Origin of the sequence: Nostoc sp. DedQUE04 (assembly GCF_034530995.1) — a bacterium.
GTDB lineage: Bacteria > Cyanobacteriota > Cyanobacteriia > Cyanobacteriales > Nostocaceae > Nostoc.
In genome coordinates, this window is the sequence record NZ_JAVRCA010000075.1 from 31,352 (window position 1) to 43,394 (window position 12,043).

7 protein-coding genes are annotated in these 12,043 nt (G+C 40.9%); 1 reads left to right on the forward strand and 6 read right to left on the reverse strand.

Annotated elements, in window-relative coordinates; genetic code table 11:
• From RM049_RS33295 to RM049_RS33305, 3 genes are all read right to left on the reverse strand, one after another.
• The coding region (locus tag RM049_RS33295; protein WP_322707234.1) for a leucine-rich repeat domain-containing protein at positions 1-351 on the reverse strand (351 nt) is incomplete at its 3' end.
• Positions 352-725: 374 nt separating this feature from the next.
• Positions 726-3,539, reverse strand: coding sequence for an ATP-binding protein (locus tag RM049_RS33300; protein WP_322707235.1), 2,814 nt, complete (start codon positions 3,537-3,539; stop codon positions 726-728).
• Between the two features lie 282 nt (positions 3,540-3,821).
• The gene (locus RM049_RS33305; RefSeq protein WP_322707236.1) at positions 3,822-6,074 is read right to left on the reverse strand and encodes a glycoside hydrolase family 65 protein; all 2,253 of its coding nucleotides are present in this window, start codon (positions 6,072-6,074) and stop codon (positions 3,822-3,824) included.
• Positions 6,075-6,530: 456 nt separating this feature from the next.
• Between RM049_RS33305 and RM049_RS33310 the strand changes: the two genes are divergently transcribed.
• A complete protein-coding gene (locus RM049_RS33310; RefSeq protein WP_322707237.1) occupies positions 6,531-9,161 on the forward strand; it encodes an ATP-binding protein in 2,631 nt (876 codons plus the stop codon).
• A gap of 258 nt (positions 9,162-9,419) precedes the next feature.
• Here RM049_RS33310 and RM049_RS33315 read toward each other — a convergent pair whose 3' ends face one another.
• The 3 genes from RM049_RS33315 to RM049_RS33325 form a co-directional block, all read right to left on the reverse strand.
• Positions 9,420-10,124: a helix-hairpin-helix domain-containing protein gene (locus RM049_RS33315; protein WP_322707238.1), complete on the reverse strand. Its 705-nt coding sequence runs from the start codon at positions 10,122-10,124 to the stop codon at positions 9,420-9,422.
• Between the two features lie 21 nt (positions 10,125-10,145).
• A complete protein-coding gene (locus RM049_RS33320; protein ID WP_322686020.1) occupies positions 10,146-10,487 on the reverse strand; it encodes an NINE protein in 342 nt (113 codons plus the stop codon).
• A gap of 635 nt (positions 10,488-11,122) precedes the next feature.
• Positions 11,123-11,518, reverse strand: a complete 396-nt coding sequence (locus RM049_RS33325) for a hypothetical protein (protein WP_322672749.1) — start codon at positions 11,516-11,518, stop codon at positions 11,123-11,125.
• Between the last annotated feature and the right edge of the window lie 525 nt (positions 11,519-12,043).

Below are 12,043 nucleotides of genomic sequence, written 5' to 3' on the forward strand. Positions count from 1 at the left end.
AAGCAGTTGCAACCCAGTCAGGGATGCGATCGCTTCTGGCAGTTGGCTCAGTTGGTTGTTGGGGAGGTTAAGCAGTTGCAACCCAGTCAGGGATGCGATCGCTTCTGGCAGTTGGCTCAGTTTGTTACCGGAGAGGTCAAGCAGTTGCAACCCAGTCAGGGATGCAACTGCTTCTGGTAGTTCGGTCAGTTGGTTGTTGCCCAGGTAAAGCAGTTGCAACCCAGTCAGGGATGCGATCGCTTCTGGTATCTCAGTGAGTTTTATGTTGCTGAGATTGAGTTCTATTGCTCCCTCTCGCCGTGCCTTTTCAATGCGCTGCTCTGCTTCTTGATAAGCTTTATCTCTTGCCATGAGCATAATCCTTTCTTTCGACTACCAAAATCGGAGTTATAGCCAGACTTTTATTCTATATGTCAAAAGTAGATTCAGCTTAGTACAAAATTTCATTAATTCATAGCGAATTAAATTTGGCGATACCCTGCATTGTTAATGCGTCGGCTTATATTAAAAACGCTACGCTTTTACGCAAAATTGTACCTCTAGTGGTTCTCAATTGCATGAAATACAGACCTAACCCCCAGCCCCTTCTCTGCTAGCGTTGAGGAGTAAGGCTTAAAGCCTCTCTCTTTTTAGGAGAGAGGTCAATGTGTATTGTATGCAAACGAGAAACGCTATATTTATTTTATTTTGGTTAAAAATTTAACCACGTCAAATAATATTGACAATTAGATAGCTTGCTGATTTAGCGGAATTACAATTATAAATTCTGTTCCCTGCCCAGGAGCAGAAATACATTCTAATTTCCCCTGATGTTTTTGGGTGATAATCTGATGACTAATAGATAAACCTAACCCAGTACCTTTATTAACTGGCTTAGTCGTAAAAAATGGTTCAAATAATTGTTTTTGTACCTTTTCTGGAATGCCTATACCATTATCGCCAATACGAATAACTACCTGATTTTCGCTAGTGAGTTTAGTCTGAATGCTTATCTGAGGAGTAGAGAGCGTTTCTTCCCTTACTTCCCATTCACCATTTTCCACTGCCTCTTCTAAAGCATCGATCGCATTTGCGAGAAGATTCATAAATACTTGATTCAGTTGTCCAGCATAACATTCTACTAATGGCAGGTCGCCATACTCTTTAATCACCTCAATTGCTAGATTGTTAGAAGATTTAGGTTTGAGGCGATGTTCCAGAATCATCAACGTATTATCTATACCTTCATGGATATTCACAGTTTTCATCTCTGCGTCATCTAATCGGGAAAAGTTTCGCAGAGATAAGACAATTTCTGTGATTCGTTCTGCACCAACTGTCATAGAAGTTAGCAAGTTGGGCAAGTCTGCAATCAGAAAATCTAAGTCGATCGCTTCTGTTTCTTGTTGAATTTCCTTTACTGGATTAGGATAGTTTTTCTGGTATAGTTGCAGCAATCTTAATAAATCTTGGATATATTGATTGGCATAGCCGACATTGCCAGAAATAAAATTGATTGGGTTGTTGATTTCATGCGCTACACCTGCTACCAACTGTCCCAAACTCGACATTTTTTCACTATGCACCAGTTGAGATACTAACTGCTTTGCCTCTTGCCGCAATTGTGCTTCTGAGTATCGTAATATCTGTTCTGCTTGTTTGCGCTGGGTAATGTCGTGGAGAATTACAACGTATTCCTGAAAATCCCGATGGGGTCGGTCTGAGATGGAAACTTCCAAAGTTCTGTTTTTCCCATTACCGATTAGGATTTGTTCGCTACGCTTTGTCCACTGCTGTGGATAGTAGACTAATGCGGGTAGCCATTTGTTCAGGTGATTTCCTGGCAACTCAGAGGGATTGACACCAAAGAACGATTCCGTGGCTGGGTTAGCTTGCTGGATAATACCTCGATTGTCTACGACTAAAATACCATCCTGGGCAACTGTAAAAAGGTGTTCGGCAGCAACTCTTGCTTCTGCGATCGCTACCACTTGCGGTAAACTTGTCCAACAAGCGATCGCTACTCCCACAAATGCCACGCTCATCAGTAGCACCACAAATATATTCTCACCGCCCGCAGTTGCCACTTTATTGAGTTTGACGCCAAATAACCAGCCAACTGCCACGGCGCTGCACAGTAAAAAAATCAGGATGCTCACCTGAAGAATTACTGAATCTTTGATAATTACTACAGGGCGCGTGCGATATCGCCGCATCCACCAATCAGTATGCAAAGCAGGGAAATTCACACGGCGAATTACCGCATCTATTCCTATAACACTAATGGGAAATAATAGCCCAATCAGCAAGTTGAGCCAACCCCAAGCAAATCCGCCCACCAATAGCACCACAACTTCTAACAGCAGAATAGCCAGGGATATGCGAGGAAATAAAACTTCGGGGCGATCGCGCCGAAGCCAAAGCCCCAGATGCAGTAACATAAAGGAGACAAACCAACCGATGTTACCAACAGCGACGATTCGCGCTACATCTCCCCAAATCAAATAGATTAAGCACAATCCCAGTGTCAATGTCAATGCAGGGACAAACACACCCCGACGTGAAACAACAGAAAATACTGGTGAAATGTGTTTATCTAAAGCCAGTTGATACAAAATTCGCGGGCAATTAGAAACCACTGTTGCCGAACCTAAAAGACTTGCAGCTACTAGTAAAAAAGAAACACTTACACCAGCGAATCTTCCCCAAAAGGGCTGGGAAGCTGCCACCAGATTTAGGAAAGCATTATCTTTAAGGTTGGGATTTGTTGCTAACCGCATCACTACCCAAGACCCTCCCAAAAAGATGAGTGGCATCATCCAGGCGGCAACGTTTAGAAACCGTAGCGTCTGGGTGGGGTGGCGGCTATCAGCGACAAAGGAAGAAGCCGTTTCACAGCTGTAGGTTGCATAAGTGACGAAAAAGAACCACTTTGCCCAATCCACGAAGCTCAAAGATGACCAACTGTTAGGAAAAAACCCAGGACTAACGGGAGAAAACGCTAACCAGCCAAGACCTTGGATACAGAAAGTTATTAGCAGTGCAAAGGCTGGAATTACAAAAAACAAATGTAAAATACTCAGGGCGCGAGTCCCACTAAACGCCACAATAAAAGGCAACAGTGTAAAGCTAATATCCAGAAAGATGTCTGGACAGGTGATACCCAGCGTCTCTAAATTTACTTTAATTAAATCTCTGAGTACGATTGTATTCACTGACAGGTAAGAAACCCAGTTGAGGAGGTATCCAATTGCTGCATAGCGAGCTAGTCTTGGGTAGTTATGCAGTAGCTTGGTAGCATAGTTAGGTGTTCCTCCAGCTACATTGATGAAATGCAAACCTAAGCGTTTTACCTGATAGTTAAGCAGCATTCCAAAAATCACCGCAGGTATCCAAACAAAAATAGCTTGGGAACCTAGAGCAGCATGAATCGCTGGAACCAATGCTGTCCAAGAAATATGAGCTGTCAAACCAAAGCCCCAACTTTCAACAGCACTCAAGCTTCTAGTCAAACGAAGGGAAGAAGATTGGCCCAATGTGGAATGAGCAAAATCGGACATGATTAGCAGTGTTCGGTGGGATACTTTAATTAAGCTTATTAGCTAGAGTTCCCATCTCTTAAATATTCAGAATAAAAACTTTCTGTATGGAATCATACTTAAATGTTACGACATCTATCATCAAAGAAAATTTGCTTCACAACACTAGCGTTTATTGCCCTCATCCCCCAACCCCTTCTCCCAATTTGGGAGAAGGGGAGCCAAGCCAATTTCAAAGTCCCTCTCTTCCAAGTTGGGAGAGGGATTTAGGGTGAAAGCTCATTGATTTATCCAAAAAGTCTATTAGACAATTGGCGAGCGTGTATCTGCCAAGGTGGGAACTTTGACTTCTGTTTCGGCTTGTAAGTCAAAGTCATACCACTCGTTACGCCATTGCAGGCGAAACTTCAAACGCGTCCAGTTAGATGGTAGATTGGGACAGGCAATGGGGCCAAATTGAGTCATCCGAATACCGGCAAACCCGAAAACTACTGCTTGCCATACTCCTCCAGCACTGGCAGCGTGAATTCCTTCGGCGGCGTTCAGTCTGACATCATCTAAGTCTACCAAGGCCGATCGCATAAAATGTGTATAGGCTTCAGTTGGTTGATTGAGGTCGCAAGCTAAAATTGCATGAATGGCTGGGCCTAATGAAGAACCATAACTGTGGTCGGTGCGCTGGTTGTAATAGTCCCAGTTGGTGGCGAGGGTGTTATAGTCATAACGTTCGCGCAATAAATACAAGAGCATCAACACATCTGGCTGCTTGAGAATCTGCTTTTGGTTTGTAGCTTCAATTCCCAACAAACTTTGCAGGGATTTGCTGCGCGGTTCGTAATCAGCGAGGTTAACGTCTTCTAGCTGGAAAAAGCCTTCAAATTGCTCAATTAAACCTGTTTGAGCATCTTCATTGACAAATAAACGCTCTTGGATTTCTGCCCAATGGTGCAGACGCTCTGTAGTTAAGTTGAGTTTTTGCACAAGTTGTGCTGAGGTTTCAGGATAAGCTTGTTTGAGCCAATCCCACAGTGCCAAAGCTGACTGCAAATGCCACTGTACCATAAGATTGGTGAAGGCATTATTATCGATGCGATCGTGATATTCATCGGGGCCAATTATATCTAGGATGTCATAACTGTGACGCTCTTGGTTCCACTGCACTCGACTTTCCCAGAAAACAGCCGTATCAAGGATAATTTCGGCGCCATAATCTCGCATCCAGTCATCATCGTTGGTAGACTGCCAGTAGTGCAAAATTGCATAAGCGATATCTGCGGTGATATGCACTTCAATATCACCGCACCAGATGCGGATTAATTCACCGTTGGGAGCCGGAACCCAACGCGGAGTTACTTCATCGCCAGTAGTGGCACTTTCCCAAGCAAACATCGCTCCTTGATAACCGGCTTCTTGAGCTTTGCGTCTAGCTCCTGGTAGGGTGTGGTAACGGTAGGTAAGCAAGTTACGCGCTAGAGCTGGTTGAGTTAAGGTGAGGAAAGGTAGGATGAATATTTCTGTATCCCAAAAGATATGTCCGCTATAAGCAAAACCAGAGAGAGCTTTGGCAGGAATGCTTACCCGATTGTCGTGACGCGGTGTTACAGCTAGTAATTGGAAGAGATTGTAACGGACGCTCAATTGAGCCAAGCGATCGCCTTCTATAATAATGTCACTGTCTTGCCACACTTGCTCCCATGCAGTAATGTGAGCTGCCAATAAAGTAGTATATCTCGGTTCCTCAGCAAGTCTTTGTAAAGCGGCGGCAATGGGGATTTCTGTCTCTCGTGAAGTAAACAGGGTGACAATTTTTTCTACAGTTACCGTTTTTCCAGGATATAACTCTAAGGTAGTTGTCAAAGTGGGAGAAGTAGAAGTCTTTTCGACGCTCACAGGTGCAGTCTCATCACCATCTACCACTAACTTAGCTGCCATCCCAACTTGAATATTTGAGTGGAGAGTTGTACTGTTTAACCAGAGAATCTGATTGATGCCACCTTGGTTTAAGGTTCGCCAATGTTTGATGCCTTGGGTATGTGGTTCGCTGTCAAATCCAGCTTCGACGGTAATTTCACCCTCAAAGTCTACCGATGTAATTTGAGCGCGAATCGCCAAAACGTGTTGGTCTGCTAAACTGGTGAAACGCTCGAAGTGAAAATCTAGGGTATGACCATTAGGACTACGCCACCGCACATCACGGCTAACTAAACCTAAGCGTAAATCGAGCCGACGTTCGTAGTTGAGAATTTCACCACTGTCCATACTAAAGCGTTCCCCTGCTACTTTCACCACCAATGGCAGCCAGTTGGGACAGTTTACCAATTCGGTATGAGTAATTGTCACATCATCATAAACACCGTGGATCAGTACGCCTGGAAAATCTTGGGGATATCCTTCTTCAAATGTACCCCGCACTCCTAACAACCCATTACCAAGAGTGAAAACAGTTTCTTTGTGATGCAACTGCGCCGGGTTAAACTCCGTTTCAATAACGTTCCAGTCAGTATTGTCAATTAATTGCTGATTTTGCTGAGAATTGGAAGTGGACACGTTGAGCATGAGTGATAAAACCTATGTCTTGGGCTGGGTAGAATGCGGTAAAATTAGGAGCAATCTTGAGCGCCGAGATTAAAGATAATCTGAACGCCAAAAAATACGCTTCTGATAACAGTAGCGTTTCACTTTTCATCTGTCTACAGTTAGATTTATTTAAAAATGCCAGTTATAACTCATAAATCTCAACTAGTTACGAATTGATTCAGTTTTTCATCAATTTCTTTGATATTTACGATTAAGGCAAGACGCGATGAATCGCCGTCTTTGTCTTTGTGATGGACGTTAGTCATATTTTGGCTGGTAAAATCTACAGGTGCAGTTATGTAACGTTTTGTTCTTTTAGCAGAAGTGGTATATTGGCACTTGACCTGACCGAGTACAAACTATGCATAAGCCCACAGGACAGCAAACTAGAGGTGTTGTACTCAGTACTACAGGACAGGAAGGGAGAGTGCGCAGATGAACAAAAATACTGGGCAAGGTAGTGTTTTTTCCCTGTTTAAAGGCGTACCTCTAAGTGGCATCTTGGTAGCGTTGTTTGTGCTGCAAATCTTGCTAGCTGTGGGATTGACTGCATACTTGTCAATCGGAAACGGGCAAAAGGCAATCAATGAGGTAGTTAACGAATTACGTCATGAAGTTGCCAATCGAGTCGAGCAGAATTTACTAACTTACTTGGCAACTGGGCGTCAGGTACTAGGGAGTAATCAAAATATCATTAACATGGGGTTGCTGAAGATAGAAAATCTGGCAACCTGGGAGTCATACTTAATCGAGCAGTTAAAGATTTTTCCAGATGCGTTGGCAATAACTGCAAGCAATGAGCAAGAATATTTAGCGGTGGAAAAGTTCAACGATCGCCAATTTTTACTCAGAAAAGCCGATAAGTCAACTGGGTATGACCTTTACACCTACATAATTGATTCTCAAGGTCAACGTACTCAATTACCAGAGGTAATCAAAAACTATGATGCGCGATCGCGTCCTGATTATCAAACAGCAGTTACCGCCAAAAAGTTTAGCTTTAGTCAGATTTTTACACCCCGCACTGAACCAACGCTCTTAATTAGTGCTTCTCTTCCCATTTATAATTCCCAAGGCGAACTACTCGGAGTCAACAGCACTCTCACTCACTTATCACAAATTGGGAATTTGCTGCAAAACATCAAAGTTGGCAAGTCTGGGCAAATTTTTATTATCGAGCGATCGGGGCTATTAGTTGCAAGTTCTACCAACGAAGAACCATTCCGCTTACAAAATGGTAAACCCATTAGATTAGCAGCTTCTCAAAGCGGCAATTTTTTGACTCAAGCAACCGCTAAATACTTAACAACTAAATTTAGTAACTTTGACCAAATTCAAGGTTTACAGCAACTAGATTTTTCCTTGGAAGGCAAACGGCAATTTTTAGAAGTTAGACCCTTCGAGGGCGAAAAAAATGTCAATTGGTTGATAATAGTGGCTGTCCCAGAAGCAGACTTTATGGGACAAATTAATCGCAACATTCAAACTACAATTTTTCTTTGTTTAGGAGCGTTGGGACTAGCTATTATATTGGGAATTGCCACCGCTCGGTGGATTACTCAACCAATTTTGTACTTTAGCAGGGCGACAAAAGATTTAACTGATTTTACCAACAGCGACTCAGTGGTGAAAGTACAAGGAATTCAAGAATTAGAGGTGCTGGGTGGATTTTTAAATGAGGTGGCGCAGGATTTACGCAAAACCTTTACTGCACTGATTAGCAAAAATAAGGATTTAGAACTGCAAGTTAAACAGCGAACTCAAGAATTACAGCACGAGGTTGAAGAACGCATTAACAGCGAACGAAAACAGGGACAGCATCATCAAGTACTTATAGAATTGGCAAATCACAAAGCGATTTTTGAAGGAAATTTAGAAACAGCATTCAAAGCGATCGCCCAAAAAGCAGCCAATGCCTTAGAAGTAGAGCGAGTCAGTGTATGGTTATTCAATGACGAGCGTACCAAACTACAATGCATAAGTCTCTATGAACGTAGCAATCAGAAATATTCAGCAGGTTTAGAACGCAACGTTGCAGATTATTTCATCTACTTTAAAGCCCTATTAGCTTCTGGTACTATTGCCGTCTCTGACACTCGCACCGATCCACGGGTACAAGAATTATCGGATAAATTGCTCGAACCAAATAATATTGTGTCCCTAATTGATACCAGTCTTTGGGTTGGAGGCAAAATGGTAGGAACAGTATTGTACGAGCAGGTTGATATTCCCCGGAAATGGGAACAGAGCGAGGAAAACTTCGTTAGAGCGATCGCGGAAATTGTCACTCTAACTTTAGAAGTAGGCGATCGCAAACGCGCAGAATCCGCTCTACGTGAGGCTAAAGAAATCGCCGAAGTCGCAAATCGTGCTAGAAGCACCTTTTTAAGAAACATTAACCACGATCTCAGGACTCCTTTAAACTCAATTATGGGAATCACAGAGGCACTCAAAGAGCAAGTATACGGCCCTGTAAATGAAGAACAGCGCCAGTCTTTAAATATGCTCGAATCTAGCAGTAAGAACTTACTAGAATTAATTAATCAAATCCTTGACTTTACCGATACCGAATCCAGCAAAATCGAACTGCAACTAGCTGCTACTTCGATTCAGGAAATATGTGACTTCTGCTTGACTTTTGTCAAACATTTAGCCTTCCAGAAAAATATCCGGCTGACGGCACAAATCCCTGAAGAACTCGAACCCATCCAAGTCGATGAAGGCCGCATTCGCCAAGTATTTATCAACTTGTTAACTAACGCGATTAAGTTTACTAAAGAAGGAGGCGAAGTCTGGATTGAAGTCCAGCCAAGTTCTAGCAATGAATATATCTTTATCAGCGTGGTAGATACTGGTATTGGGATGCTTTCCGATGACTTATTTAAATTATTTCAACCATTTGTCCAAGTTGAAAATACTTCTAATCCTCGTTCTCCGGGTACTGGTTTAGGATTAGTAATGGTGCAAAAAATTGTTGAGTTACATGGTGGAACTGTCCACGCCGAAAGTCAGTTAGGCAAAGGTAGTCGATTTACTGTGAAACTTCCTTGGAAAAAGGCGAGATAATCGAGAGTCTAAGAGGATGTTTGAAAAGTGGTATGTTGTGATTTTAATCGAATTATTACCCCCCTTAATCCCCCCGATATATTGGGGGGAAACAAAAAAATCCGGTTCCCTCCCCTTTACAAGGGGAGGGTTAGGGTGGGGTAAAACTCGGATTTGTCAATCATTTCTAACTTGTGTGTAAACGGTAGCTTTATAAGGGGAGAGTTAGGGTGGGGTAAAAAATATTTGATAGATCGATCATGACTTTTCAAACATCCTCTAAGCGATATGACGATAAGTATTAAACGGTAATCCAGTGCGCTGCTTCACATCAATCAAGGATTTATACTCACCTCGTTGCTGCCTTTCGGCTACAATTTGCTCTGCGATCGCTCCATCTAATCCACAGGTAATTAATTCATCAGTTGAATATGTATTTAATCGTTTCCAAGAACAATCAGCTTCTTTTTTGTAGTTGTATCTAAAAGTAATCAGTGGTGTAATTCGATCTACTTGCTTTTCAGGAATTCCGGCTATTTCGATTAACTCTTCTACATGAGTGAAAACATATCCCTCATTCATCAACGATTCGATGTTATTTGCATAAACTATCGGTAGTCCTAAATAGTTAACTAATTCATGTTTTGAGCATTCATTAATATCTATTTTCTCACGAGTATTCGCAACTAACTTAGCTAACTCTTGTTCTTCGGGAATTGGTAAATTCTTTGGATAAGTTTTGATTAAATAAGATTTTTTGAGATAGAAGGCAATGCCAATTTGAGCTATCCAGGGCACAAATGCTAAACTATTAGCGGATAAAGCTAAAGCTAAAATAAAGATGCTAATCCCTAGAACAACCCAAGTTTTTGTCTTGGATTTATAACCTGCATAGACAATCGCAAATCCCCCCAATGTCGGAATTAATGATAACCATACCCAAGCAGGAGTTTGTTGAAACCAAGATTTAGATTGTGACATCATAAATCGATTAATAGTTTTAATTTACAAAGATTTCAGAAGCTTCTGGCGCTTTTCTTCATATTCTTCTGCGGTAATTATCCCAGAATCAAAAAGATTTTTTAAATCAGCTAGCGCACTGGTTGCATCTTTTGCAGAGACTGCTCCACTTGTGCTTGCGATAACTTGATTATACTTGGTATTGAATTCGGTATCTGACATCAAAACTAAGACGAAGAATTCAACAAAGGCTATTAAAGATGGAATACAAGTCCAAAAAAACAATAAGTACAAAATACCTGCTACATTTTCTCCTAAATAAAATTTGTGGATTCCCAGCCACCCGCCAAAAAAGCAAAGTATAATTGCTGTAGATTTAGTCTTCATAACATTTACTCCCTTAGTGAACTCTAATAAATATCTATTGGCATATAATACAACCGAACTTTTTGGCCTTCTTTGATTATTTATGTGATTTGTTAGTGAATTTTGCCGTCAAAAAATAAATAACGATTATACCTAGCTGACATTCCATTAAGACTAAATATCCTTTAACTATGTAGTTTAAATCTAGATTGGAATTTACATAAAAAATCAAAGAACCAATTGCTAGATACAGAATTAAATGCAACTGATTAAATTTAAGTTTTAGTCTTTCGCTATTCAAGTTGCTCATCAGTAGATAAAATTATATTGAACAAGAGTTGCTTATCAACAATTAAGCAGTTATTTACAAATTTGTTTGGTTTAACAGATATTAACTGCTATTTAAAGCTAATCTTAGTTAATTTCTATCTGTTAAACCTCACGAATTTTACCGAGTTTGCTTATAGTTACATCAATAGACTTACGTAAAGTTTCTGATGACTAAAGTTAAAATGCACAGCATAAAAATCACTGAAGTTTTGCTTTCTTTGCTTTTCTAGACAACAAAACAATGCAACATTCAAGCATGAGAGATTGCAAGTTTACTAAAAACAAGCTTTATTTCAGTAGCAGCAGACTTTAATTTCAGGGCGCTTTTATGCAGTTGTAGCATCCTTAACAACTGCTTCCTCTAAAGTCGATTTCAAGCGGGTTGCTCTACTTTTACGGATGCGATCGCTTTTGCGAACACCACCCGCCATCTGATATTCATAGCTATCTTTGCCGTACTTAAAAGCAACTCCCAGGAGCATTTTTTCACTCAGATCGCTCAAAGTTTTTTCCAACTCTTTCATCTCACTTTTATAAGAATCAATCACAGCCAGAGTGGTATTATAAGCATCTATTTTACTGCGGTACTGCTGAATTACTTGTGCGACATTTTGCAAGTTGCGAGCATCCCCAAAATCCATGCTGGGATCGATTGCTTTGAGTCCGGCGATTCTCAATTCAGCTTTTTCTAGAACGCGATATGTACGCTTTTGACGAGGCATAATTATGTTCTTTTTATGGTGTTCTAGAGCTAGCTTGCCTTACTAAAGCTTAATTTTGGTTGAGTAGAATCCACAGTATTTGGTGTTTATTACAACAATCTACTCAGCAATGTTAACTAAAGCTATGATGTTTGTCAGGAAAATCGTAGCGATCGTAACTAAATTTGTAAAAATGTAACGAAAACTATAATATTTGTAACGAAAATCGTCGTGATGGTAACTAAACTCGTTATTTTAGTCACAAATTTGTCAGATTGTCACAAAAATTGTAGTGATTGGTAATTAAACACAGCTTCAGCCAAGCGATCGCTCTTGTGTCACTGTTAAAGATCCTTAATTTCATCCTGGGATATGTCAACGAACTTAATTGCGATCGCTCAGAAACTTAACCAGATAATCCAACTTCTCAAAAGATATCAAAGCTATAACTTGTTAATCCCTAAAATAGCAAAAATCATTGACACGCTAAGTATATAGGACTCCTATTTGATTTTTGAAAAAACTCCGTACATCTGGAGAGTAGCG

What these genes read in the sequence shown, in the direction of transcription:
- RM049_RS33310 (WP_322707237.1), top strand. Translation starts at nt 6,531, where the DNA reads ATGAACAAAAATACTGGGCAAGGTAGTGTTTTTTCCCTGTTTAAAGGC.
- RM049_RS33305 (WP_322707236.1), bottom strand. Translation starts at nt 6,074, where the DNA reads ATGCTCAACGTGTCCACTTCCAATTCTCAGCAAAATCAGCAATTAATT.
- RM049_RS33315 (WP_322707238.1), bottom strand. Translation starts at nt 10,124, where the DNA reads ATGATGTCACAATCTAAATCTTGGTTTCAACAAACTCCTGCTTGGGTA.
- RM049_RS33300 (WP_322707235.1), bottom strand. Translation starts at nt 3,539, where the DNA reads ATGTCCGATTTTGCTCATTCCACATTGGGCCAATCTTCTTCCCTTCGT.
- RM049_RS33325 (WP_322672749.1), bottom strand. Translation starts at nt 11,518, where the DNA reads ATGCCTCGTCAAAAGCGTACATATCGCGTTCTAGAAAAAGCTGAATTG.
- RM049_RS33320 (WP_322686020.1), bottom strand. Translation starts at nt 10,487, where the DNA reads ATGAAGACTAAATCTACAGCAATTATACTTTGCTTTTTTGGCGGGTGG.